Consider the following 23,141-nt stretch of genomic DNA (forward strand, 5'->3'; position numbering starts at 1 on the left):
CACTGGTCGTCGGCCAGCTCCAGCCGGGTGGCCAGGGCGCGGGCGCCGGCCTCGCACTGGCGCGGGTAGGGGTCGCCGGCGGTTTCAAAGCGCTTGGGCAGGCCGTGGAAGGACATCACCAGGCGGTCGGCGCGGCCGTGCAGGTCCCAATGGGCGCGCACCCGTGCTTCGAGCGCGTCCAGCCAGCCGGCATCGACGTGGTAGTCGGCGATGAAACGCAGCTCGGGCGCGCGCCGCCAGGTCGCCAGTTCGGCGTTCACCGCGTCCATCACCGCCGCCGTGGTCGAGGCCGAATACTGCGGGTACAGCGGCAGCACCAGCAGGCGCTGCATGCCCTCGGCCTGCAGCTGGCGCAGCACCTCGGGCACCGACGGGTTGCCGTAGCGCATGGCCAGGCGCACCTGCACGTCGGGCAGGGAATGCTGCATCTGCCGGGCCAGGCGCTGGCCGTACACCAGCAGCGGCGAACCCTCGTCCATCCACACCGAGGCATAGTTGCGTGCCACCCGGGGCGAACGCAGCGGCAGGATCACGAAGTGCAGCAGCGGGCACCAGATCCAGCGGCTCAGTTCCACCACCCGGTGGTCGTGCAGGAACTGCGACAGATAGCGGCGCACGGCCGCCGGCGTCGGCGCGTCGGGCGTGCCGAGGTTGACCAGCAGCAGCGCCGTGCGGCCGGGGCCGGGCGCGGGGACAGGGGCGTCTAGGTAGGGTTTCATGCGGGACGGTGATTGTGTGCTGCCGGCAACTTATCATCCGCAGGGTGAAGGTGTGGCTCACCCAAGGTTCATTGCCCGCCCCCATACTCAGGCCGTTGCGCCCACCCGGAGACCGCCCCATGACCCGAATCCTTGCCCTGCTGTTCGCCGCATTCGCGCTGGCGCTGCCCGCCGCCCCCGCCCTGGCCGGCGAAAAGGAAGAGACCCGCGCCGCCAACGCCGCGCGCGTGCTTGGCGAAATCATGCGCATCCCGGAAACCGCCATCCCGGAAAAGATGTTCGACGAGGCCTACGCCATCGCCGTCGTTCCGGACGTGGTCAAGGCCGGCCTGATCATCGGCGGCCGCGGCGGCAAGGGCCTGATTTCGGTGCGCAGCCCCGACGGCACCTGGTCCAACCCCAGCTTCATCAAGCTTGGCGGCGGCAGCGTCGGCTTCCAGGCCGGCGTGCAGTCGGCCGACATCATCCTGGTGTTCCGCTCCGAGCGGGGCGTCAACAACATCGTCAACGGCAAGTTCACCCTGGGCGCCGACGCCTCGGTGGCCGCGGGCCCGGTGGGCCGCAGCGCCCAGGCCAGCACCGACGAGCAGCTCAAGGCCGAGATCTACAGCTACTCGCGCGCCCGCGGCCTGTTCGCCGGAGTTTCCCTGGACGGTACCTGGCTGCGCATGGACCACACGGCCAACCAGCGCGTGTACGGCAAGAACACCACCCCCCGGCAGATCTTCGAGGGCCGGACCCCGGCGCCGCCGACCCCGGTCGTGGATTTCCGCGACAGGCTCGAGGAAAACACCGTTTCCCAGGACTGATGGCCAGGGCGGGCCAGGCCCGCCTGCGCTAGACTCCGGGCATTCCTAATTCGCGGGACGCACGCAGATGGGCAGTTTCAGCATTTGGCATTGGGTGATCGTGCTCGTGGTCGTCGTGCTGGTGTTCGGCACCAAGAAGCTGTCGAACGTCGGCAAGGACCTGGGCGAGGGCATCAAGGGCTTCAAGAAGGGCCTCAAGGACGGCGACGAAACGCCGCCTTCGCAGCTCGGCAGTGAACGCCGGGATGCGGGGGACAAGCCGCGCGAAGGCGCCTCGCAGGACAGCCAGAACAAGGACGCCTGAGCCCGGCCCCGGCCGGCCTTGGCCCCGCCATGTTCGACCTGGGTTTCAGCGAACTGCTGATTGTCGCGGTAGTGGCCCTGGTGGTGCTCGGGCCCCAGCGCCTGCCCAAGGCCGCGCGTTTCGCCGGCCTGTGGGTGCGCAAAGCGCGCGCGCAGTGGTATTCGGTGAAATCCGAGTTCGAGCGCGAAATGGCCGCCGAGGACCTCAAGCGCAGCATCGGCGACCCGGCCCGCGACCTGCGCGGCGACGTCGAGGACATCCGCCGCGAACTCGACGAAACCAGCGCCCAAGCCGGCAGCGCCCTGCGCGAGGCCGAAGCCACGACCCGCGACGAACCGGCACCCGCACCGGCCACCGAACCCGAGCCCGAGCCCGATGCGGCCGCCCCGGCCGACGACACCGCTGACACCGGCAACGACGCCGGCGACGCTCCCACCCAGCCTTCCCTGCTGCCCCCGCGCCGCGATGACTGATCCGGCCGCGCCGCGCGAAGAAAGCCTGATGGGCCACCTGCTGGAGCTGCGCTCGCGCCTGCTCAAAGGCGTGCTGGCGGTGGTGGTGGTGTTCGTGGCGCTGCTTCCCTTCGCCAACGACATCTATGCCCGGCTCACGGCCCCGCTGTCGGCTGCTCTTCCCCCGGGCACGGCGCTGGTGGCGATCGAGGTCGCCTCGCCGTTTTTCATCCCGATCAAGGTGGCGTTTTTCGTCGCGGTGATGCTGGCGATGCCGGCGCTGATCTACCAGGCCTGGGCGTTCGTGGCGCCCGGGCTGTACGAGAAGGAAAAGCGGCTCGCGCGGCCGCTGCTGGTGGCGGCGATCGCGCTGTTCTACGTGGGCTGCGCTTTCGCTTATTTCCTGGTGCTGCCGACGGTTTTCGCCTTCCTCGCCGCCAGCCCGCCCGACGGCGTGGTCTGGACGCCCGACATCACCCACGTGCTGGATTTCCTGCTGGTGATCTTCCTGGCCTTCGGCCTGAGCTTTGAAATGCCGGTGGCCGTGATGGTGCTGGTGCTGCTGAACGTGGTGACGCCGGCGCAGCTGCGCGAGGCACGCGGCTACGTGATCGTCGGCGTGTTCGTGCTGGCCGCCATCATCACGCCGCCCGACGTGGTGTCGCAGATCATGCTGGCGGTGCCGATGTGGTTGCTCTACGAGCTGGGCATCCTTGCGGGCGTGATGCTGGCGCGGAAGCCCAAGGCCGCCTGAGCCATGCGTCCGGCCGGTTTCCTGCGCCGCTACGCCGCCTACAGCCTGGACCTGGTGGTGCCGGTGGCGGTATCGGTGCCCCTGCTCTGGCGCACCGGCCAAAAGATGATGGCCCGTACCTGGCAGCACATGGCCGAGGCCGAGCTGCGTTTGTACGACCTGATGGCCCTTTCGGAAAGCCGCGGCGCCCATGCCCTGGCCGACCTGCCGGGCTGGAGCAGCGACCCGGCCCTGCGCAAGGCCCTGCTGGCGATGGTGGCCGCCTGGCTGGAAGCGATCGGCATCGCCGCGCTGGTGATCGCCGCCCTGGCGGCGCTGTGGTTCATCGCCTTTGAAGCCTCGCCCTGGCAGGCCAGCCCCGGCAAGCGCCTGGCCGGCCTGCGCGTGGTCCGGCGCGACGGCGGGCGGCCCGGCCCCGGGCGGGTGGCCCTGCGCTTCGGGGCCGGGGCGCCGTCGTGGCTGTTGCTGCACGTCGGCCATGCCATCGCCGCCATCCGCCGCGACGGCCGGGCCCTGCACGACCTGCTGGCCGGCACCCATGTGGTGCTGGCGCCCGGCGCCACGACCGCGATGCCGCGCTGGGCCCGCTACTGGCTCTGGCTCCAGGCCCTGGCGGTGGCCGCCCTGGTGATGGCGGTGGGCAGCCAGTACGTCCTGCTGGCCATCGAGGCCTGGAAAGCCGGCCAGCCCTGAGCCGCGATCAGACCTCGAGCGTGCCTTCGCCCGGCGACGCCTGCGTGTCGTCGGCCAGGCCGAAGATGTCGCGCCAGGCGTGGTAGTAGAAGGCGAACAGCATCGCGTACGTGGCCAGCATCGCCAGCAGCATCAGCGGGAACATCACCAGCACCACCAGCACCGGGCTGAGCATCGCCAGCAGCCCCAGCAGCAGGCCCAGCACCACCGCGAACAGCAGCACCACGAAGAAGCCGGCGACCAGGAACACCAGCATGAAGCCCAGCAGCGGCAGGAAATTGCGCAGCGCCGCCAGGGCGCCGGCGACCACCGCCGTGGCCACGTCCACCTCGCGCAGGGCCGCGGTGGCCAGGGCCAGCATCGATGCGTGCAGCCAGGTGAACATCACGATCGCCACCACCGGCAGCCACAGGAAGGTCGCCGGCGAGGTCTTCGAGAACAGCGTCTGCAGCGCCGCCATGTCCGGCTCGCCGCCGACCGGCGTGGCCAGGGCGATGGCGAAGTACTCGCGGAAGAACTGGCCCAGCGGCGTCAGCAGCATCAGCGCGGCGAAACCCACGTAGGCCAGCGAATACACCAGCGAAACCAGCACCAGGCGCTTGCCGCCCTGGCCGCGGCCATAGGCATTGAAGACATCGCTGGCGGCCACGGGCAGGCCGCGGTCGGTGGCGTCCACCACCCGGAACAGGCCACCCACCAGCGGCGGCATCACCACCCAGTTCACGGCGGTCATGACGGCCATGACCACCATCAGGCCGGTCATCGAACCCTGGGCAAGCACCTGCAGGAACATCTGCGCCATCGTGATGGCGATCACCACCACGATCATCAGCGAGATCGCGCCGAACAGCGCCTTGGGATTGCGGCGGCCGACATCAAACGCCTTGCGCAGCCAGCGAAAAGGGGCGGCCATGCCAACAGTGGAAGGACTCATGGGTTTCAGGCTCCGTTGCGGGCGCGCTGGCGCGCCAGGTGGATGAAGCGCCGCAGCACGCGGCGTGCCGCCGGGGTCGGACGCACCGCCTGCGCGAGCTCCTTGGGGCAGGTGCCTTCCTTGCGCAGGGCGTCGGCGCGGGCGCGGATGTAGCCTTTCATCATGCCGACGCTGAACTCGGGGTGGAACTGCACGCCCCAGGTCGCTTCGCCCCAGCGGAAGGCCTGGCAGTTGTCGCGACCCGACACCGCCAGCACGCGCGCGCCCGGCGGCGGCTGCACCACCGTCTGCAGGTGGGTGGCCTGGGCGGGCACCCGGCCCGGGAAACCGTCGAACAGCGGGTCCTGGCCGGCGCCGTTGGCCAGGTCCAGGCACACCGTGCCCATTTCCCGGCCCTGCGGGTTGTCGTCGACCCTGCCGCCCAGGGCGTGGGCGATCAGCTGGTGGCCGTAGCAGATGCCGAACAACGGGTGGCCGGCCTCGGCGGCGCCGCGCAGCCAGCCGGCCGTGCGTTCGGACCAGGGCTGGCGGTCGGTGACCATGGCGCCGGAGCCGGAAACCAGCACGCCGGCGAAAGCGCCGGAATCGGGCAGGTCTTCGCCCTCGAAAACCCGCACCACCTGCGATTCGCGGCCAGACAGGCCGGCGGCGACGCGGATCCAGTGGCCAAAACCGCCGTGGCGGCGAAGGCTCGGGACCGGATCGCCGGTTTCAAGGACGAGGAAGGGTTTCATCTAGGGGGGCTGAAAAGGCGGTAGCGCAGGCGGCGGCTATACTAGCCTGCTTTGGACAGGGCTAAACCGCGATGACCGCACCGACCTTCCAGGAAATGATCCAGCGCCTCAACCAGTATTGGGGCGACCAGGGTTGTGTCCTGGTGCAGCCGCTCGACCTCGAGGTCGGCGCCGGCACCTTCCACCCGGCCACCTTCCTGCGCGCGCTGGGGCCGGAGCCGTGGAACGCCGCCTACGTGCAGCCCTGCCGCCGCCCCACCGACGGCCGCTACGGTGAAAACCCCAACCGCCTGCAGCGTTATTACCAGTACCAGGTGGTCCTGAAGCCCAATCCCGACGACATCGTCGAGCGTTACATCGGCTCCCTGAAGGCGCTGGGCATCGACCCGCTGGTGCACGACCTGCGTTTTGTCGAGGACAACTGGGAATCGCCGACCCTGGGCGCCTGGGGCCTGGGCTGGGAAGTCTGGCTCAACGGCATGGAAGTCACCCAGTTCACCTATTTCCAGCAGGCCGGCGGCATGGAGTGCCGCCCGGTGACGGGCGAGATCACCTACGGTCTCGAACGCCTGTGCATGTACCTGCAAAACGTCGACAACGTCTTCGACCTGGTCTGGACCGTCGGCCCGGACGGCCACCCCGTGACCTACCGCGACGTCTACCACCAGAACGAAGTCGAGCAGAGCACCTACAACTTCGAACACGCCGACGTCGAAGAGCTCTTCCACCGTTTCGACGCCTGCGAGCGCGAGGCCCTGAAGCTGGTCGAACTGGGCCTGCCACTGCCGGCCTACGAGCAGGTCTGCAAGGCCTCGCACAGCTTCAACCTGCTCGACGCGCGCCGGGCGATCTCGGTCACCGAGCGCCAGCGCTACATCCTGCGCGTGCGCACCCTGTCGCGCGGCGTGGCCGAAGCCTACTTCGCACAACGTGAGAAGTTGGGATTCCCCGGATTGAAGAGCAAGGAGGCCACCCATGGCTGATTTCCTGCCGCTGCTGGTCGAGCTTGGCACCGAAGAGCTGCCGCCCAAGGCCCTGCCCGAGCTGGCGCAGGCCTTCCACGACGGCGTCCTGAAGGGCCTGGCCGCGCGCCGCATCGTCGTAAAGGACGCCTCCGGCGGCGACCTGCCCACCGGCCCGCTGTACACCCCGCGCCGCCTGGCCGTGTACCTGCCGGCCGTGGCTACCCAGCAGCCGATCCAGCACAGCGAGGTGCCGGGTCCGTACACCAACATCGGCCTGGACGAACAAGGCCAGCCGACCCAGGCCCTGCTTGGGTTTGCCCAGAAGAACGGCGTGGACTGGACCAAGCTCGACCGCGTCACCGACGCCAAGGGCATGCGCTTCGTCTTCCGCAGCTCGCGCCCCGGCGCGGCCACTTCCGAGCTTCTGGCCGAAATCGTGGCCGAAGCCCTCAAGGCGCTGCCGGTGCCCAAGCCCATGCGCTGGGGCGAACGCGACTATGCCTTCGTGCGCCCGGCGCACTGGCTGGTGATCCTGCTCGGCCGCGACGTCGCCCCGGGCGAAGTGCTGGGCCTGAAGTCCGACCGCATGAGCCGCGGCCACCGCTTCCACCACGCCAAGGGCGTATGGCTCAACGAAGCCGACGAATACCTGCAGGCCATGCGCGAAGCCAAGGTGCTCGCCGACCCGCGCGAGCGCCGCGAGCGCATCCGGGCCGAAATCAAGGCCGCCGCCAAGCAGGCCGGCGGCGAAGCCCGCGTGCCGCCGGCGCTGCTCGAGGAAGTGAACTGCCTGGTCGAATGGCCCAAGGCCGTGCTGTGCAGCTTCGACAAGGAATTCCTGCGCGTGCCGTCCGAAGCCCTGGTGCTGACGATGGAGTCCAACCAGAAGTTCTTCCCGGTGATGGACGCCGACGGCAAGCTCAGCGAGAAGTTCATCGGCATCGCCAACATCGAGTCCAAGGATCCGGACGAAGTGCGCAAGGGCTACGAGCGGGTCATCCGCCCGCGTTTCGCCGACGCCGCCTTCTTCTACGACGAAGACCTCAAGCAGGGCCTGTCCTCGATGGCCGAGGGCCTGGCCAGCGTCACCTACCAGCAGAAGCTGGGCAGCGTCGCCGACAAATCGGCGCGCGTTGCCGCGCTGGCGCGCGAGATCGCCGCCAAGGTGGGGGCCTCGCCGGCCGACGCCGACCGCGCCGCCACGCTGGCCAAGGCCGACCTGCAAAGCCGCCTGGTCGGCGAATTCCCCGAACTGCAGGGCACCGCGGGCCGCTATTACGCCGCCGCCGCGGGTGAATCCGAAGCCGTTGCCGCCGCCATCGACGAGGCCTACCAGCCGCGTTTCGCCGGCGACGCCATCGCGCCTTCGCCGCTGGGCCGGGTGCTGGCCATCGCCGAACGCCTGGACACCCTGGCCGGTGGTTTCGCCGCCGGGCTCAAGCCCACCGGCAACAAGGACCCGTTCGCCCTGCGCCGCAACGCGCTGGGCCTGGCGCGCACGATCATCGAAGGTGAACTCGAACTCGAGCTGCCGGCGCTGGTGGAAGCGGCCGCGAAGAACCTGCCGGCGGGCCTGGCGCTCGACCAGCGCGACCTGCTCGACTTCATCCTCGACCGCCTGCGCGCTTATTACGCCGACCAGAACGTGCCCGGCCTGCAGTTCGAAGCCGTGGCCGACGTGCACCCAGCGTCGCTGCTGGACTTCGACCGCCGGCTCAAGGCCATCGCCGAGTTCGCGCGCCTGCGTGAGTCCGGTGCCCTGGCCGCGGCCAACAAGCGCATCCGCAACATCCTGCGCAAGGTCGAGTCGCCCATTCCCGACCGCGTTGACGAAGCCAAGCTCGCCGAACCCGCCGAACAGGCCCTGCATGCGGCCCTGGCCTCGGCCCTGGCCGACACCGACCCGATGCTGGCCAAGCGCGACTACGTCGGCACGCTCAAGCGCCTTGCCGCGCTGCAGGCACCGGTGGACAACTTCTTCGACCGCACCATGGTGATGGCCGACGACACGGCGCTGCGCGACAACCGCCTGGCGCTGCTGCGCGGCGTCGCCGACCGCTTCGCGGCGGTGGCGGCGGTCGAGCAGCTGTCGGCCGGCTGAGCGAGAGCCGAACGCCGTCACGCCCACACAACGGCGTGGCGGCAGGCTGCGGTTATGCTGGTGCGGTGACGTCCCCCCGCCAGCCCGCTTCACTGCTGCCGGCTTCCCTGCTGGCCCTGACCCTGCTGCTGCCGGCCCTGCCGGCGGCGGCGCTGGAGCTGCGTGGGGTAGAAATACGTGGCCTCGAGAACGAGGCCGAACAGGCCAACGTGCGCGCGGCGCTGTCCCTGGTGGCGCTCGACGCCCGCCAGCGTGCCGACCTCGGCGAAGGCCAGCTCGACTACCTGCTGCGCCAGGTGCCCGGTGACGTGGCCCTGGGCCTGGAACCCTTCGGCTACTACAACACCCAGGCCGAAGCCGAAGTGCGCCGGGACGGTGAGGCCGTCACCGTAATCGTCACCGTCAAGGCCGGCGAGCCGGTGCGCGTGGACGAACGCGAAATCCAGGTCACCGGCGAAGCCGGTGCCGACGAAGCGATCACCCGCCGACTGCGCTGGCTGCGGCCGCGCAAGGGCCAGCCGCTGCGCCACGACCTGTACGAGGCCTCCAAGGCCACGGTGGACGCCCTGCTGCGCGAGCGTGGTTATTTCGACGCCCGCCTGCCGGTTCATCGGGTCGAAGTCGACCGCACCGAAGGCCTGGCCGACATTTTCCTGACCTGGGAATCGGGCGAACGTTATCGCCTGGGCGAAGCGAGCTTCAGCGGCCACCCCTTCCGCGACGGCCTGCTGGAAAAACTGGTGGACTGGGAGCCGGGCGCGCCCTACGACCAGGGCAAGGTGGTGGACCTGCAGCAGCGGCTGTCGGCGCTGGATTATTTCGCCGGCATCGATGTCCGCGCCGAGCCGGTCGAAGGCAGCACCACCGTGCCGGTGGACGTACGGCTGACGCCGGCCAAGCGCAGCGTCTACAGCGCCGGCCTGCGTTATTCCACCGACAAGGGCGCCGGCGTCACCGGTGGCCTGGAGCGCCGCTGGCTCAACGACCGGGGCCACAAGCTGCAGTCGAACGTGGAGCTCGCCCAGCGCGCCAACGAGGCCAGTGTCGCCTACCGCATCCCGGCCTTCGCCTGGCTCGAGGGCTGGTACACGGCCAGCGCCAGCCTGCGCCAGGATCCCATCGACTACATCGACTCGGAAGTCTTCGAAGTGATTGGCAGCCGCAGCGGCCAGCTGGGCGCGTGGAACCTGGTCGCCGGCCTGCACTTTCGCCGCGAACGCTTCAATGAGCCCACCACCGGCAACGCAGTGGCGTATTCGACGCTGGTTTATCCGCAGCTGAGCGCCAGCTGGCGCGTGGCCGACGACCCGCTGTACCCGCGCCGCGGCCATTCGCTGCAGGTCGAACTGCGCGGCGGCCACACCGCAATCGGTTCGGACATCGACTTCCTGCAGGCGCGCGCCAAGGCCCACTGGGTGCGGTCGCTGGACTGGCGCAACCGCATCCTGCTGCGCGCCGAACTGGGTACGACGATCACCGACGACTTCGCGCAGTTCCCGCCCCTGCTGCGCTTCTACGCCGGCGGCGACCAGAGCGTGCGCGGCTACGGCTACCGCGACATCGGCCAGTACTTCACCGGGGTCGACGGCCGCCGCTACGTCTTCGGCGGCAAGCACCTGGTGGTGGCCAGCGTCGAATTCGAGCGCATGTTCACCCGCGAATGGGGCGGTGCGGTGTTCGTCGACGCCGGCGACGCCTTCGACGACTTCGAATCGGACGCCTTTGAAATGCAGCTGGGCGTGGGCGTCGGCGTGCGCTGGCGTTCGCCGGTCGGGCCGGTGCGGCTGGACCTGGCGCACGGGCTGGGCGACGACGCGCAGAACGCGATCCGCCTGCACCTGACCATCGGGCCGGACCTGTGAACGCGGCACCTGCCAAGGCTGCCAGGACCCGCCGCTGGCCGCGCCTGCTGGGGCTGGGTGTGCTGGGCCTGCTCGCGGCGCTGGCGCTTTTCCTTGGCTGGCTGCTGGCGACCGGTGGCGGTCGCGACACCACGCTGTCCTGGCTGCAGTCGCAGCTGGGCGAAGACGCGCTGGCCTGGGAATCGGCCGAAGGCACGCTGGGCGGCACCCTGGTACTGCACGGCGTGCGCTGGCAGGGCGACGGCGTGCGTGTCACCGCCGACCGCCTGCTGCTTGCGCCGCGCCCCGGCGCGCTGCTCACCGGCGCACTGCGGCTCGATGCGCTGGAGGCAGACGCCGTGCACGTCTGGCTGGCGCCCGTGCCCGATGAGGCGCCGACGCCGTGGACCGCCTGGCCCGAGCTGCTGCCCACCCTGCCCCTGCCCTTCGAAATGTCGGCGCAAACCGCCACGGTGAACGGCCTGCGGATCACGCGCGGCGACGAACCGGTGTTCGCGCTGGCCAACCTGGCCGCCGAGGACCTGGCCTTCCTGCAGGACGGCCTGCGCTTCACCAGGCTCAGCGGCGATGGCGACTGGGGCGATGCCCTGCTCAAGGGCCACTACCTGCCCGCCGATGGTTTCCGCACCGGACTCGACGGCCGGCTGCGTCTGGTCGCGCCCGAGGGCGCAGAGGATGCGCAGGTGCAGCTTTCGATGCGCGGCAACGTCGACAGCATGCGCGCCGAAGCCAGCGGCATGGCCGGCGGCCCCTGGAGCCTGGAAGCCGCCATCGAAGACGGTCGCTCACGGCAGGCCTGGACGCTGGATGTGCAGGGCAGCCAGATCGCGCCGCACTGGTTTGGTGCCGGCAGCGACAGCGCGCCGCTCGACGCCGTGCTCGCGCTGGTGGGCGAAGGCAGCACCGGCCGCGGCCGCGTCGCAGTGACCCAGGGCGACACTGAACTGGCGCTCGAAGACCTGCAGGCGCGTTTCGCCGGCGCCGGCCTGGCGCTCGAGCAAGGCCGGCTGCTGACGCCCGCTGGCGAACTCACCGTGCAAGGCGCCTGGGATCCCCTGGCCGAACAGCCCATCGCCCTGACCGCAAACGCCCGGGACCTGCAGTGGGCCCCGGCCGACGGCGGCGCAGCGGTGCAGACCGCCGGCACGCTGTCGGTGCAGGGCCTGCCCGACGACTGGCGCGCGACGCTGGACGCCACCCTGGTGCGCGAAGGCGAGCAGGCGACCCTGCGCGCCACCGGCCAGGGCGACACCACCGGCGTGCAGCTCGAAGAAGTGGCGATGCGCACCCCCGGCGGCCAGCTTGCCGGCCAGGGCCGCGTTGAATGGGAACCGGAACTGGCCATCCAGCTCGACGCCCGCCTGGACGACCTGGACCCGGGCTACCTGCTGCCCGACTACCCCGGCGCGATCAGCGGCGGCCTGCGTGCCGACCTGCGCCAGACCGATGCCGGCTGGGTCGGCGACGTGGCACTGAAGGACCTGCGCGGCACCCTGCACGGCCGCGCCATCGCCGGCCAGGCCACGCTGGCCTGGCAGGGCGAGTCCGGCCAGCTTTCCGCCCGCGCGCGGCTCGGCGAAAGCCGCATCAGCGCCGAAGGCCGCATCGGCGCCACGCTGGCGCTGGACCTGTCCCTGCAGCCGCTGCGGCTGGCCGACCTGGCTCAAGGCGCCGCCGGCCAGCTCGAAGGAACCCTGCGCGTCCAGGGCCCGCGCAGCGCGCCGGGCCTGGTGGCCGATCTTGAAGCCAGCAAACTGCGCTGGGGCGAGCTGCAGCTCGAGGCCGGCAGCCTGCGCGGTGAACTTCCGGCGTCGGGCGAACGCGGCAGCCTCGTGCTGGACGGCACCGGCTTCGCCTACGGCGAGCGCGGCGTGCAGTCGCTGACCCTGCGCGCCGACGGCAACCAGGCCGATATGGACCTGCGCCTGGAAGCGCGAAGCAACGACCTGCAGCTGGCAATGGAAAGCACGGCCCGCGTCGAGGGCGACAGCCGGCGCGGCGAACTGCGCAGCTTCTCGCTCGACGCCCCACGCGCACCCGCCCTGGCCCTGCGCGAACCGGCCAGCTGGTCCTGGAGTGCCGACAGCTTCCAACTTGAACCGGCCTGCGTCACCGGCGACGGCGAGGGTTTCCTGTGCCTGCAGGCCGACCGCGGCCTGTGGCGCGCCGAAGGCGAAGCCATCCCGCTGGCCCTGGCCCAGCCCTGGCTGCCCGATACCGGCGTGCCCCTGCGCCTGGACGGCGAACTGAGCCTGGACGCGGAATTCCGCGAAGGCGCACGTGGCTGGAACGGCGAGCTGAGCCTGGCCAGCGCCGCGGGCTCGGTCGCCACGGAAAGCAGCGACGGCCGCCGCGACCTGCTTGCCTACCGCGACCTCGAGGCCAACGCGACGCTGCAGGACGACACGTTGGACCTGCGCGCCGGCGCCCGCTTGAACCAGGAGGGCATGCTGCTTGCCGAACTGCGCGCCGGTGCCGGCGACGACGGCGCCGTGTCGGGCCAGCTGGCGCTGCGCATGCGCGACCTGACCTGGCTGGAACTGCTGTCCCCGGACATCGTCCAGCCCAGCGGCCGGCTGGAAGGCGAACTGCGCTTTTCCGGCACGCGCGCCGAACCGCGCATGGAAGGCACCCTGGCCCTGCGCGAACTGGCCACGGAGCTGCCCGCGCTCGGCCTGGCGCTGGAAGGCGGCCAGGTGGACCTGCGCACGATGGCCGACGGCAACGCCGAACTCAGCGGACGCGTGAGATCCGGCGATGGCGTACTGCAGGTCAATGGCTCGCTCGACCTCGCGCGCGAACAGCCCCTGCAGCTGGCGCTGACCGGCGAGAACGTCACGCTGTCCGACACGCCTGACCTGCAGCTGGTGGCCAGCCCGGCCTTGGTGGTGGCGGTGGGCGTTGAACGCCTGCGCGTCGGTGGGCGCATCGAGGTGCCGAGCGCGCGCGTGAACCTCGAAGCGCTGGACGGCGGCGCCATCGAACCTTCGCCGGACGTGGTGCTGGTGGACGCGGAACAGGTGCAGGACGAAGGTCCCGCGCTCGACCTGGCGGTGCACGTGGCCCTGGGCGAGGACGTGCAACTGCAGGGCTTCGGGCTCGACGGCGCGCTGACCGGCGACCTGGACATTCGCCAGGCACCCGGCCGCGCGGCGCTGGCCACCGGCACCCTGCGCGCCAGCGGCCGTTACGAGGCCTATGGGCAGGAACTGCAAATCAAGCGCGCTCGCCTGTCCTACTCGGGCAGCCCGGTCGACAACCCGGCGCTGGACATCCTGGCCGAACGCGACCGCGGCGAAGTCACCGTCGGCGTGCAGGTGCGCGGCACCGCACAGCGCCCGATCACCGACGTGGTTTCAACGCCGGCGATGGACAACAGCGAAGCGCTGAGCTGGCTGGTCTTCGGCCGCCCGCTGCAGTCCACCAGCGCCAACGAATCAAGCCAACTTGAAGCGTCGGCGCTCGCGCTCGGCGTCGGCGGCAACCTGCTGGCCCAGCGGATCGGCGACGGCCTGGGCCTGGACGCCGCCGGCGTCGAAGACAGCCGCGCCCTGGGCGGCGCTACCTTCACCGTCGGCAAATATCTCTCGCCGCGCCTGTTCCTCGGCTACGGCATCTCGCTGGTCGGAAACGGCCAGGTCGTCACCCTCAAATACCTGCTGACCCGCGGCTTCGATATCACCATCGAATCGGGCACCGAGTCCGCCGCCTCGCTCAACTGGCGCACCGAGCGCTGAGCGCGGGGCGCGGGGCGCGGGAGCCTTTGCCGCGGGACCTACGCGTGCGGCCTGGCTGACCGGCGACGCTCCGCCACCAGCAGACCGCCCAGGCAGGCGGCATAAACCACGTCGAAGGTGCCGCAGAAGCCTGGCCACCAGGACGGTACGCCCGGGTTTTCGATGAAGTGATGGTGGACCGCATCGAACACGCCGTGCCCGCCAATCCCTATCACCACCAGCCACGGGAATCGTTTGAACCCCACGATCGCCGCGGCGATGAACAGCAACGCGGCCAGGGACTCCTGCGTGACGATCAGGACCGAGCCCGTCAATGCGGCGAACAAGACGTAGTACGTCGCGATGACGATCAGGGCGATCGCGTAGAAGGCCCGGTCACGGGTAAGCCCGGCGACCTGTGCGCCCACGAAGACCACGACGGCAAGCACTAAACCGATCACGTATTCCACGGCGATCTCCATGTCAGCCCAAACATTCAAGTGCTGAAGCCCCGGAGCCCCCAGGATTCGCTCCGTGGGCCAATTCCGGCCCGCGACCCAAGGAGAACAAGCCATGATCACCGAAAACCAGACCGCCTGCGCGTGCACCCCCTGCGTCGGTGCCGGCTGCACCTGCGGATGCCAGGGCGCGGCCGCCCCGGCGGACGCCGGCTGCCAGTGCGGCTGCCAGCAGGGCAAGGCCTGCGCCTGCGACAAGGCGTAAGCACGGGCGGGTAAAGACCGCGCCGACCAGGGCTATGATCGGCGCCACCGCCCGATACGAGGCCGTCATGCCGAAATCCGCTGCGCCAGCGCCGCGGGGCAGCCGCAGCAAGGTCGGCGGTGGCCGCGTGCTGATGTGGCGGGGCGGCAGCCTGTGGGTCAGCCGCGACACCGGGCTCGTGCAGCCGCATGCCCACCACGCCATCCAGGTGACGCTCGCCCCGCGGCAGCCGGTGAAGCTGCGCAGCGAAGACGGCGCCACCTGGGTGGCGGCCCACGCCTCCATCGTCATGCCCGATCGCGAGCACCAGTTCGACGGGTGCGGGCAGGACGTCGCCATCCTGTTGCTGGAACCTGAAACGAAGGCTGGCCGGATGCTGCTCGCGCGCTATGGCCAGGCCTCGCTGACCGTGATTCCCGACGACGCCGTGAACCAGGCGTCGCAGCGGCTGCTGGACGGACTGGCCAGCCGGGCGAGCGATGCAACGTTGGTGGAAAGCGCCCAAGCCATCGTGGGCCTGCTGGCTGGACACGTGCCCGAGGTGGACGCCGTGGATCCGCGCATCACCCGGGCGCTCGACTGGATTCGCGGTCATCTGGACGGACCCATCACCCTGGGCCAGGTGGCGGGCGTCGCCCACCTGTCACCCAGCCGCTTCCGCCACCTCTTCGTCGCCCAGACCGGCATTTCATTTCGTGCTTACGTGCTCTGGTCGCGCGTTTCCGCCGGCATGGTGGCAGCCATGGCTGGCCAGTCATGGACCGAGGCCGCGCAGAACGCCGGTTTCGCCGATTCGGCCCACTTCACGCGCACCTGCCGGCGCATGTTCGGCATCTCCCCGACCATGCTGGACCGCGGGAAGCCGGCAGCGCCAGGGGGCTGAACGTCAGCCCGAACGTTCAAGCGCCTGGTTACGGCGCGCACCACAATGCCGGCCATGAACAGCACACCCAACCTGTCCCGGCTTGAGCAGGCGTTCGCAGACGAATGGGCCCTGGCCCGTGCGGCACGGCTTGCCGGTGCCCATGACCGCGCCTTCCACCACCTCGAACGCGCCCACATCCTTGGGCAGCGCCGCACCTGGCTGCACGTGAAGAGCCATCTGGGCATGCTCCAGCTGGGCTGGCAGCGCCGCGACCTGCCGGAGCTGCTGGGTCAACTGGCGCGCATCGTCGCGGCCGCCGCGTTCTCGCGGGTATGGGTTCCGGCCGGCAACACCGGCGGCGCCAACGTCAGCCCGTTCAAACCCATGCCGGTGCCACCGGACCTGCAGTCACTGCTGGACGCGGAAGACGCGTGAGCATCCGCACCGATTTTCCCAGGAGAACACCATGCGCGTCTCATCGATGACCCGGGCCATGTTGCTCGCGATCGCCGTATTCGTGTCCCCGGCGGCTTACGCCGAAGGGCCCGAGTTGCAGCGCCCCGGCTACGCGCTGCAGACGAAGCTGAGCGGGCAAGGACCGCTGGACGTCGTTTTCGAGTCCGGTTTCGGGCAAGGGGCTGACGTGTGGGACGCCGTCATTGCCGAGCTCGGGGCGTCCTGCCATTGCCTGGCATACGCCCGTGCCGGCCTTGGCAAGTCCGGGACGGACGGACAACCCAAGACTCTCCAGAACCACCTGGAGGATCTCGGCGCAGTCGCCGATGCCTTGGCACCTGGTCGGCCGATAGTGCTGGTCGGCCACTCCTACGGCGGCCTGCTCGCCACCGAATTCGCGCGTCGACATCCCGGGCGCGTGGCGGCACTGGTGCTCGTCGACCCGACGACCCTGGGGCAACGCCACGCGTTCATGGCCGCCGATCGCGGGCGCGTGCTTGCCGACGACAAGATGCTGCTCGACATGCTGCCGCCCGCCCTGGGCGCGGACTATCGCCTCTTGGTGCAACAGCTGGACGCACCGGAAGCCACCGTCGCCGCCGCCATGCCGGATATCCCGGTGATGCTGCTGACGTCGACGCAGGTCGCGCAGGACCCCTTCGTGCTGGAGGAAACCGCCGAGGGCAAAGCCATCTGGAAACGCCTGCACGGCGCACTCTTCGCCACCTTTTCGAGCGGCAGCCACCTTTACTTCGCCACCGGGCACAACATTCACCGCGAGCGGCCGAAAGACGTGGCCGATGCAATACGGGCGGCAGCGGCAGCGGCTTCGGCATCACCCTCCGGCCCGTGACCGGACCCGTCGCCCTTCGGCTCGCGCCGCCTCAGCGGGCTGCGGCTTCGCTGCTCTTCCGATAGGTAAGCATGGCCAGTCGCGCGCCAACCCAAACCTGGAGTGGCAAGGTGGCGATGACAAGCGCCTTGAACCAGATCGGTTGCGTTGCGAGGGCGCCCACGATTGCTGCGATGTCTATGGCAAGCATCAGCGCGAGGAAGATCGCCATGTGCAGCCAGATGCGGTGCCTTGCCACGGCGCCCACGACGAAACTGCCGACGATGCCTGCACCGGTGACCAGTGTCAGCGCGAGCAGCCTCACGGGTTCGCTGTCGAGATCGCCGTAGGCCAGCGGGAAGACATGGCGGCCGGCAAGATGGAAGAGCTGGATGGCCAGCAGCCCGAGCGGGAAGGAGACGAGGCTGCGAAGCCATGGAAGGATGGTTTTCATTCGATGCGCCTGGCGGTCAGGGTGTTGCTGATCATTCGGCAGGTGGTTTGGGCGGACCCCACGGCCAGGGCAGCGGTGCCATCCAGCGTGGGTCGGGATCTACAGGCAGGGGGTGGCCGGGAGGCACCGGTATCGACGGGTCAACGAGAGTGATCCTGGCGCCTGCGCGCCGCGCGGCCTGGGCCACCCGTTCGCCCTCGGCAGGGGTGCCGACGAACACGATGTGTGCACTCGCCATGGAGCCAGGCTCCCGTGCCTGCAGGGCGTCCACGAGAATCGCTGCAAGTCGGTCGGAGGTTGGCGAGGCGAAGATGAAACTGTCGGCCTGAGACGCGAACTCGTCCCCGTGGAACGCGATCCAGTCCGAGATCTCCCCGGCGTCGTGATGGCGCTCTTCGCCGGGCGCCGCCAGCAGCATGCCGCCCATTCGTTCGTTGTCCGCCTCGATCCGATCGCGCAGTTCGAACAGGTAGGTGCGCCATTCCCGCGTATCGGCTGAGCCAGGCGGCAACAGCGGCGTGACGCGCAGTTCGCGCAATGCGTCCCAGGCGTCCCGGCGTGCCGCTTCAAGGTGGCCCGCGCGCGCCAGGGCGCCCAACCACTCCCTCGAAGCGGGAACCATGACCTGGCCGTCCGAAAGCCGGACGCGCAGCGGCAGCTCGGGCCACTCCTCGCGATCCGGCCGGGGCTGCGCAACGGGGATCTCGACCATCCGGTCGCCATCGACCAGTGCCGGAGTGCCGCGCCATTGCAGGGAAGACACGGATCGCGGCAAATGCCGGACATAGTCGGCAGGAAGCATCTGCTCGAGCGAGAACTTCCGAACCACCTCACCCTGCCGGTCATAGATAACGACAGCATCGTCGCCATAGCCCTTCGAATGCCAGTTGTCGAAGGTCACCAGCCGCGAGCCGTCGTCCGCCAGCAGGACGACAACCGGCGCCACGTTGTTGACCAGGGGCATCTGCCAGACGAATTCCCACTCGCCTGAATCCGCAAGCCGCTCGACCCGCGCGACCGGGGACCTTTGCGCGTCGCCAGGGTCCTGACCGGCGGGTTCGATGCCGTCCACTTTGTCGCTGAAGTAGGCCAGGGTCCCCTCCAATGGGCGGGGAACGACGGTCACCCGGAACTTTCCGTTGGCCGACAGGATCGTTTCCGTCTGCGCCGGAAACCAGCTGTCGGCCAGGCTCACTGCCGGCAACAGCACCATTCCCATCAGCAGCGTGGCCACGATCTTCTTCATCACTCGAGCATAGCCCGTGGCCGGGGTCCGCCCAAAGAAAAAGGCCGCCCGGAGGCGGCCTTCTTCATGCAACCAGGAAACCAGGCGATCAGAAGTTGATGCGCAGGCCCAGGCTGCCGCTGTTGCGTTCCTGCTGGTCGTCGTTGAAACGGCCGCTGTAGGCGAAGAACGCGGTCATGTTGTCGCTGACCTGCCAGTTCAGGCCGAGGTCGGCGCTGATCCAGTCGTTCGACGGGGTGAAGCCCGGCATGGTGAAGCGGCCGTTCATCGAGTTCGAACCGGCGTTGACGAAGATCTGGTCGTCCTCGCCTTCCTGGTTGTGCGCGACGCGCAGGAAGGGACGGATGGTGCCGGCGTTGCCCATCAGCTGGTAGCCGATGCGGGTGACCATGGAGTCGCGGTCGAAGGAGCCGTAGTTCATCGAGGTGGCGCTGCCGCTGTCTTCGGCAAAGCCGTCGATTTCCTGCTGCACCCACGAAGCGCCCACGAACGGGCCGTGCTGCATGCTGCCCATCTCGAACAGCCAGCCCAGGCCGATTTCGGCGCCGAACAGCGAGGCGTTGGTGGAGCCTTCTTCTTCGCGCACCGACGGGCCCAGCACGATGCCGCGGCTGACGTCGATCGAGGTGCTGCCGCCGCTGACCGCGCCGTGCAGGTAACCGCCGCCGCCGAAGGTCAGCGTGCCGTGCAGGGAGCCGATGACCGCGCGGCCTTCGATGTTGCCCATGCCGGTGTCGTTGTCGTGGTTGCCCAGGGTGATGCCGAAGCCCCAGTAGGCGTTGTCGGTGATGCGGTGGTTGGCACCGACCGACAGGCTGAGCACGTCGGCTTCGGCGCCCGGCACCGCGGCGCTGGCGTCGAAGTCCTGCTGGCCGTACTGCACGGTGGCGTAGCTGCGCACCGAGCCGGTTTCGCGGTCGAGCTGGAAGTCCGACAGCATTTCGTCGTTGATCGCGCGCACGTGGTTTTCGTTCACCTGCACGCCGGCTTCGCCGGCCATGGAGAACTGCACCGGGGCGGCGATGGTGGAAAGCACCACGTTGGCCAGCATCGCGTGGGCGGCGCCGGTCGGGTGCACGCCGTCGGCGAACAGCCAGGTTTCGTTGGTGCCCGGCGCGTAGCCGGCCGGCAGGCCGGAGCCGTTCGGGCCGCAGGCGATCGAGCTGGGCGGGTTGCAGGCGGTGCCGGTGACGTTCTGGAAGCCAAAACGGCCCGGATCGGCCACGATCTCGCTGATCAGGCCGAAGGTGTTGATCGGGATGATGCCGTCGCCAAGCTGGCCCAGGCCGGCGTTGAGCGCGGTGTTGTAGACCACCGTGATCTGCGACACCGAGCTGGCGTTGGGCGTGCCGCCGAACTGCGGCGTGGCGCCGAGGTTGGGCAGGTTGTAGACGATGACGTAGTTGGCGCCGGCGGCCTGCAGGCGGCCGATCTGCTGCACGTAGGCCGTGGCGGCGGCGACCGTGTTGGCCTGGGCGTTGGCCGGGTCAAGCGTGAGCGTGGCGAAGATGTCGTTGGCACCGCCCCAGATGCTGTACAGCGCGTTCGGGTCGGCCACGCCGCCGGTCAGCGACAGGTACTGGCTGACCTGGGTCGAAATGTTCGGCACCGGGTTGAGGCAGGGGCCGGCCGCGTTGACGCAGGCGCCGCCCCAGGCGAAGTTCGGACCGCCCGACAGCGAGTTCAGGCCGGACTGGCCGAAGTACGCCGCGATGATCTCGGCCGCGACCGGATCCGGGTTGGTGGTGAAGCTGTTGCCCGCGGGCAGGCCCTGCGCCTGGGCGATGTTGCCCGAGTCGCTGAGGCTGTCGCCGAAGACGTAGAAACCGGTGAACTCCTGGGCCTGTGCGGCGCCGGTGCAACCAAGCGCGAGTGCGAGCGCACCAGCGAGTTTGTGGGAACGGGGCATGTGAGACTCCTTGGGAAAACTTGGACTTGTTGATGGCCACGTGCCCAGGGTCTCCTTCGCAGGTGCCGGCGAAACCGGTGCCTGCGCCCTCCCTTGAGCCGCTGCCCGCCACATTAATGCAAAGGCCCCCTCCATACCACCGGGTAGGGTCAGGGCGCGACCCGGGCCCCGCGCAGGCGCGGGCTGCCATCGACGATTTCGGTCCAGGCCAGCCAGGCCTGGCCGTCGCGCAGCTTCAGGCGCGGAAAGCCGGTGCCGCGGCCCCGGCCGGCCAGGTCGGCCACCTTCACGCGCATCGCCTCGCTGGCCAGGGCGTGGTCGTGGCGGGCCAGCCACAGGGACTGGCGGCCACCGGCTTCTTCGATCCAGGCCGTCCAGACGCCCTGGTCGTCGGCGGCCACGTCCACCCGGCCCTGCACCGTCTCGCCTTCGAGCAGTGTCAGCGGCGGGTCGAAGTGGCGGCCGCCGTCGCCCGAGCGCGCCAGCCGCAGCGACGGCGTGCCACCCGCCGCGGTGTACCAGGCCACCCAGGCCTGGTCGCCGCGGGCATCGATGGCCGGGCCGTTCACCGGGCAGGCCGGCATCATCCAGCGGTCCGCGTGCACGATCGCCGGCGCCTGCCAGCGGCCGTCTTCGAAGCGCGCCACCGCGATGTCGCGGATCTCGCCTTCGGCGCGGTCGCGGTAGGCCAGCAGCACGGTGTCGCCGACCCGGGCGCTGTCGGTCTGGCAGCAGTCGCAGGTGCTGGCATCGAGTTGGCTTTCGGCCTGTTTGCCCTTGCCGTCGAAAACGGCGGCGCGCAGGGTCATGGCGCCACCGGCGCCGGCATGGTCGCCGTGGCCACCGCCGCCGGTGTGGCGGCCGTCGAGCCAGGCGATGCCGAGCCCGCCGCCGGGCTGGGGCCAGAGCGTGGCGAAGCCGTGTTCGGTGGGCGTGCCGTCGTCGTGCACGGCCGGCATCTGTTTCCAGGTCTTGCCGCCGTCCAGCGAGGCCTGTAGGCGGACGTCGTAGGCGTAGGGCGCGTCGCCGTTCTTCACCAGCACGTGCGCCCAAAGACTGCCGTCGTCCAGGACCTGCAGCGCGGGAAAGTCGGCCCAGTTCACGAACCAGTCCGCACCTTCGGCTGCAACACGCGTGCGCTGCCAGTCGCCTTCCTTGTTGAAGCGGCCGTAGGCCAGGCGGTGGCCGCCGCCGTCGCGGCGTTCGATCCAGCTCAGCACCAGGTCGCCATCGGGCGCCAGGGAAAGATTGGGCTGCGCGGAACCCCCGGGCGCCGGCAGCGGCCAGTCGGAAACGGTGGCGGCCTGCAGCGGCAGGGCGAACAACAACAAAGCGACGGCGGGCATTTTCATGCCGCCAATCTAGCCCTCGGGCGCATCCGCGTCACCGTGGCGGTAGCCGAAGTGCTCGTGCAGCGCGGCCAGTTGGGTGCGGAAACGCCGCGACTCCCAGGCCAGCAGGCGCCAGCCCAGGTCCAGCAGCAGCGCGAATGCCAGGCCGCCAACGATGCCGCCCACCACCAGCGCATTGATATGGGTGCCGACCACGCTGGCGCCTTCGCCGTAACCGGTAAGGCCGATCAGCCAGGCGCCCAGGCGGTGGGTGGCGTAGTAGATGGGACCCATCGTCAGCGGGTTGGTGACCATCTGCAGGGCCGCCATCACGGTGAGGTTGCCGCGCAGCCAGATCGCCAGCGCCAGGCCGATCGCCAGCTGCAGGCCGTACACCGGCATCAGCGCCACCACCGCGCCCGAGTACAGCGACACCATCACGTGCTGGCGCTTGAACGACCACAGGTAGGGGCGTTTGCGCGCCGCTTGCGCGAACCACTTGATCACCGGGTAGCGCGCAACATTGGCCCGGCGCGGCAGCGGCCGCAGCCAGCGGCGCAGGCGACGGCGGCGCGCCAGCCAGCGGCGGTGCAGCGGATGCGAACGTACGGGCATGGCCGGGACGCGCCGCCTCAGGCGACGCGACGGCCCTTGCGCCGGGCCAGCTGCACCAGCAGCAGCGAGATCGCTGCCGGGGTCATGCCGGGGATGCGCTGGGCCTGGCCGATGGTTTCCGGACGCACGCTGGCCAGTTTGCCCTGCAGCTCCGCCGACAGGCCGGGCAGGCCGGCGTAGTCGAAGTCGCTCGGGATGGCGGTGTCTTCGTGGCGGCGCTGGCGCTGGATTTCTTCGTCCTGGCGGTCCAGGTAGCCGGCGTACTTCACGCCGATCTCGACCTGTTCGGCCACCGCCGGGTCGTCGACGCCGGGGCCGAGCAGGGGCAGCCCGACCAGCGCGGCGTAACCCAGCTCGGGCCGCTTCATCAGGTCCAGCGCGGTGCATTCGCGGCTGAGCACGACGCCGGTGCCGGCCTCGAGCTCGCGCGCCAGGGCGCCGCCGGGGGTGGCCCAGATGGCCTTCAGGCGCGCGGCTTCGGCGGCCACGGCCTCGGCCTTGCGGGCGTAGGCGGTAAAACGCGCCTCATCCACCAGGCCCAGTTCGCGGCCGATGGGGGTCAGGCGCGCGTCGGCGTTGTCTTCGCGCAGCTGCAAGCGGTATTCGGCGCGGCTGGTGAACATGCGGTAGGGCTCGGTGGTGCCGTGGGTGACCAGGTCGTCCACCA

General features: G+C 69.9%; 21 protein-coding genes and 2 pseudogenes. 13 read left to right on the plus strand and 10 right to left on the minus strand.

What is annotated here, in order from left to right; all coding sequences use genetic code 11:
• The coding region (gene hemH, locus AACZ35_RS03435) for a ferrochelatase (protein WP_339826128.1) at positions 1 to 719 on the minus strand (719 nt) is incomplete at its 3' end.
• 119 nt (positions 720 to 838) lie between these two features.
• On the opposite strand from hemH, the pseudogene AACZ35_RS03440 reads away from it, so the two are divergent.
• From AACZ35_RS03440 to AACZ35_RS03460, 5 genes and pseudogenes are all read left to right on the plus strand, one after another.
• Positions 839 to 1,519, plus strand: a pseudogene (locus AACZ35_RS03440) (lipid-binding SYLF domain-containing protein); the annotation flags it as partial.
• Between the two features lie 76 nt (positions 1,520 to 1,595).
• On the plus strand, positions 1,596 to 1,832 hold the full coding sequence (tatA, locus tag AACZ35_RS03445) for a Sec-independent protein translocase subunit TatA (RefSeq protein WP_339826130.1): 237 nt from the start codon (positions 1,596 to 1,598) through the stop codon (positions 1,830 to 1,832).
• Between the two features lie 29 nt (positions 1,833 to 1,861).
• On the plus strand, positions 1,862 to 2,305 hold the full coding sequence (gene tatB / locus AACZ35_RS03450) for a Sec-independent protein translocase protein TatB (protein ID WP_339826132.1): 444 nt from the start codon (positions 1,862 to 1,864) through the stop codon (positions 2,303 to 2,305).
• Entirely contained in the window at positions 2,298 to 3,038 is a 741-nt protein-coding gene (gene tatC / locus AACZ35_RS03455; RefSeq protein WP_339826134.1) for a twin-arginine translocase subunit TatC, read from the plus strand. The genes tatB and tatC overlap by 8 nt, the downstream gene beginning before the upstream one ends.
• Before the next feature lie 3 nt (positions 3,039 to 3,041).
• On the plus strand, positions 3,042 to 3,731 hold the full coding sequence (locus AACZ35_RS03460) for an RDD family protein (RefSeq protein WP_339826136.1): 690 nt from the start codon (positions 3,042 to 3,044) through the stop codon (positions 3,729 to 3,731).
• A gap of 7 nt (positions 3,732 to 3,738) precedes the next feature.
• On the opposite strand, the gene AACZ35_RS03465 is transcribed toward AACZ35_RS03460, so the two are convergent.
• The gene (locus AACZ35_RS03465) at positions 3,739 to 4,644 is read right to left on the minus strand and encodes a hypothetical protein (RefSeq protein WP_339826138.1); all 906 of its coding nucleotides are present in this window, start codon (positions 4,642 to 4,644) and stop codon (positions 3,739 to 3,741) included.
• A 26-nt stretch (positions 4,645 to 4,670) separates the two neighbouring features.
• Complete coding sequence (locus tag AACZ35_RS03470) at positions 4,671 to 5,399, minus strand: glutamine amidotransferase (RefSeq protein WP_339826140.1); 729 nt, start codon at positions 5,397 to 5,399, stop codon at positions 4,671 to 4,673.
• Between the two features lie 71 nt (positions 5,400 to 5,470).
• On the opposite strand from AACZ35_RS03470, the gene glyQ reads away from it, so the two are divergent.
• The 4 genes from glyQ (at position 5,471) to AACZ35_RS03490 (ending at position 14,064) form a co-directional block, all read left to right on the plus strand.
• Complete coding sequence (glyQ, locus tag AACZ35_RS03475; protein ID WP_339826142.1) at positions 5,471 to 6,382, plus strand: glycine--tRNA ligase subunit alpha; 912 nt, start codon at positions 5,471 to 5,473, stop codon at positions 6,380 to 6,382.
• Positions 6,375 to 8,465 (plus strand): glycine--tRNA ligase subunit beta, encoded by a 2,091-nt coding sequence (gene glyS, locus AACZ35_RS03480; protein ID WP_339826144.1) that lies wholly within the window; start codon positions 6,375 to 6,377, stop codon positions 8,463 to 8,465. Before glyQ ends, glyS begins: the two co-directional genes overlap by 8 nt.
• A gap of 65 nt (positions 8,466 to 8,530) precedes the next feature.
• Positions 8,531 to 10,327, plus strand: a complete 1,797-nt coding sequence (locus tag AACZ35_RS03485) for an autotransporter assembly complex family protein (RefSeq protein WP_339826147.1) — start codon at positions 8,531 to 8,533, stop codon at positions 10,325 to 10,327.
• Positions 10,324 to 14,064 carry a translocation/assembly module TamB domain-containing protein gene (locus AACZ35_RS03490; RefSeq protein ID WP_339826149.1) on the plus strand — a complete coding sequence of 1,247 codons (3,741 nt, stop codon included), beginning with the start codon at positions 10,324 to 10,326 and terminating at the stop codon, positions 14,062 to 14,064. The genes AACZ35_RS03485 and AACZ35_RS03490 overlap by 4 nt, the downstream gene beginning before the upstream one ends.
• Positions 14,065 to 14,102: 38 nt before the next feature.
• Here AACZ35_RS03490 and AACZ35_RS03495 read toward each other — a convergent pair whose 3' ends face one another.
• A complete protein-coding gene (locus AACZ35_RS03495; protein WP_339826152.1) occupies positions 14,103 to 14,525 on the minus strand; it encodes a hypothetical protein in 423 nt (140 codons plus the stop codon).
• Positions 14,526 to 14,616: 91 nt separating this feature from the next.
• On the opposite strand from AACZ35_RS03495, the gene AACZ35_RS03500 reads away from it, so the two are divergent.
• The 4 genes from AACZ35_RS03500 to AACZ35_RS03515 are packed head-to-tail and all read left to right on the plus strand — an operon-like array spanning position 14,617 to position 16,940.
• Positions 14,617 to 14,766 (plus strand): hypothetical protein, encoded by a 150-nt coding sequence (locus tag AACZ35_RS03500; protein ID WP_339826155.1) that lies wholly within the window; start codon positions 14,617 to 14,619, stop codon positions 14,764 to 14,766.
• Positions 14,767 to 14,800: 34 nt separating this feature from the next.
• Entirely contained in the window at positions 14,801 to 15,649 is an 849-nt protein-coding gene (locus AACZ35_RS03505; RefSeq protein ID WP_339826157.1) for an AraC family transcriptional regulator, read from the plus strand.
• A gap of 54 nt (positions 15,650 to 15,703) precedes the next feature.
• Entirely contained in the window at positions 15,704 to 16,066 is a 363-nt protein-coding gene (locus tag AACZ35_RS03510; RefSeq protein ID WP_339826160.1) for a DUF3703 domain-containing protein, read from the plus strand.
• A gap of 31 nt (positions 16,067 to 16,097) precedes the next feature.
• The gene (locus AACZ35_RS03515; RefSeq protein ID WP_339826162.1) at positions 16,098 to 16,940 is read left to right on the plus strand and encodes an alpha/beta hydrolase; all 843 of its coding nucleotides are present in this window, start codon (positions 16,098 to 16,100) and stop codon (positions 16,938 to 16,940) included.
• A 31-nt stretch (positions 16,941 to 16,971) separates the two neighbouring features.
• Here the strand turns inward: AACZ35_RS03515 and AACZ35_RS03520 are convergent, their stop codons facing one another.
• The 6 genes and pseudogenes from AACZ35_RS03520 to gidA all read right to left on the minus strand — a co-directional run.
• Complete coding sequence (locus AACZ35_RS03520; protein WP_339826164.1) at positions 16,972 to 17,373, minus strand: hypothetical protein; 402 nt, start codon at positions 17,371 to 17,373, stop codon at positions 16,972 to 16,974.
• A gap of 31 nt (positions 17,374 to 17,404) precedes the next feature.
• Complete coding sequence (locus AACZ35_RS03525; RefSeq protein WP_339826166.1) at positions 17,405 to 18,619, minus strand: hypothetical protein; 1,215 nt, start codon at positions 18,617 to 18,619, stop codon at positions 17,405 to 17,407.
• An 88-nt stretch (positions 18,620 to 18,707) separates the two neighbouring features.
• On the minus strand, positions 18,708 to 20,528 hold the full coding sequence (locus AACZ35_RS03530) for an autotransporter domain-containing protein (RefSeq protein WP_339826168.1): 1,821 nt from the start codon (positions 20,526 to 20,528) through the stop codon (positions 18,708 to 18,710).
• Between the two features lie 149 nt (positions 20,529 to 20,677).
• A complete protein-coding gene (locus AACZ35_RS03535) occupies positions 20,678 to 21,880 on the minus strand; it encodes a hypothetical protein (RefSeq protein ID WP_339826170.1) in 1,203 nt (400 codons plus the stop codon).
• A gap of 9 nt (positions 21,881 to 21,889) precedes the next feature.
• Positions 21,890 to 22,474, minus strand: a complete 585-nt coding sequence (locus tag AACZ35_RS03540) for a DUF2062 domain-containing protein (RefSeq protein WP_339826172.1) — start codon at positions 22,472 to 22,474, stop codon at positions 21,890 to 21,892.
• Between the two features lie 17 nt (positions 22,475 to 22,491).
• Positions 22,492 to 23,141: pseudogene (gidA, locus tag AACZ35_RS03545) on the minus strand (tRNA uridine-5-carboxymethylaminomethyl(34) synthesis enzyme MnmG); the annotation flags it as partial.

The organism is uncultured Arenimonas sp., assembly GCF_963976025.1.
In the GTDB taxonomy this organism is placed as follows: domain Bacteria; phylum Pseudomonadota; class Gammaproteobacteria; order Xanthomonadales; family Xanthomonadaceae; genus Arenimonas.

Excerpts from the sequence above, each read along its gene's own strand:
- AACZ35_RS03470 (WP_339826140.1), bottom strand. The coding sequence starts at position 5,399 with ATGAAACCCTTCCTCGTCCTTGAAACCGGCGATCCGGTCCCGAGCCTT.
- AACZ35_RS03495 (WP_339826152.1), bottom strand. The coding sequence starts at position 14,525 with ATGGAGATCGCCGTGGAATACGTGATCGGTTTAGTGCTTGCCGTCGTG.
- AACZ35_RS03530 (WP_339826168.1), bottom strand. The coding sequence starts at position 20,528 with ATGCCCCGTTCCCACAAACTCGCTGGTGCGCTCGCACTCGCGCTTGGT.
- AACZ35_RS03535 (WP_339826170.1), bottom strand. The coding sequence starts at position 21,880 with ATGAAAATGCCCGCCGTCGCTTTGTTGTTGTTCGCCCTGCCGCTGCAG.
- AACZ35_RS03465 (WP_339826138.1), bottom strand. The coding sequence starts at position 4,644 with ATGGCCGCCCCTTTTCGCTGGCTGCGCAAGGCGTTTGATGTCGGCCGC.
- tatC (WP_339826134.1), top strand. The coding sequence starts at position 2,298 with ATGACTGATCCGGCCGCGCCGCGCGAAGAAAGCCTGATGGGCCACCTG.
- tatB (WP_339826132.1), top strand. The coding sequence starts at position 1,862 with ATGTTCGACCTGGGTTTCAGCGAACTGCTGATTGTCGCGGTAGTGGCC.
- AACZ35_RS03540 (WP_339826172.1), bottom strand. The coding sequence starts at position 22,474 with ATGCCCGTACGTTCGCATCCGCTGCACCGCCGCTGGCTGGCGCGCCGC.
- AACZ35_RS03500 (WP_339826155.1), top strand. The coding sequence starts at position 14,617 with ATGATCACCGAAAACCAGACCGCCTGCGCGTGCACCCCCTGCGTCGGT.
- AACZ35_RS03505 (WP_339826157.1), top strand. The coding sequence starts at position 14,801 with ATGATCGGCGCCACCGCCCGATACGAGGCCGTCATGCCGAAATCCGCT.
- AACZ35_RS03515 (WP_339826162.1), top strand. The coding sequence starts at position 16,098 with ATGCGCGTCTCATCGATGACCCGGGCCATGTTGCTCGCGATCGCCGTA.
- AACZ35_RS03460 (WP_339826136.1), top strand. The coding sequence starts at position 3,042 with ATGCGTCCGGCCGGTTTCCTGCGCCGCTACGCCGCCTACAGCCTGGAC.
- AACZ35_RS03520 (WP_339826164.1), bottom strand. The coding sequence starts at position 17,373 with ATGAAAACCATCCTTCCATGGCTTCGCAGCCTCGTCTCCTTCCCGCTC.
- AACZ35_RS03510 (WP_339826160.1), top strand. The coding sequence starts at position 15,704 with ATGAACAGCACACCCAACCTGTCCCGGCTTGAGCAGGCGTTCGCAGAC.
- glyQ (WP_339826142.1), top strand. The coding sequence starts at position 5,471 with ATGACCGCACCGACCTTCCAGGAAATGATCCAGCGCCTCAACCAGTAT.
- AACZ35_RS03525 (WP_339826166.1), bottom strand. The coding sequence starts at position 18,619 with ATGAAGAAGATCGTGGCCACGCTGCTGATGGGAATGGTGCTGTTGCCG.
- tatA (WP_339826130.1), top strand. The coding sequence starts at position 1,596 with ATGGGCAGTTTCAGCATTTGGCATTGGGTGATCGTGCTCGTGGTCGTC.
- glyS (WP_339826144.1), top strand. The coding sequence starts at position 6,375 with ATGGCTGATTTCCTGCCGCTGCTGGTCGAGCTTGGCACCGAAGAGCTG.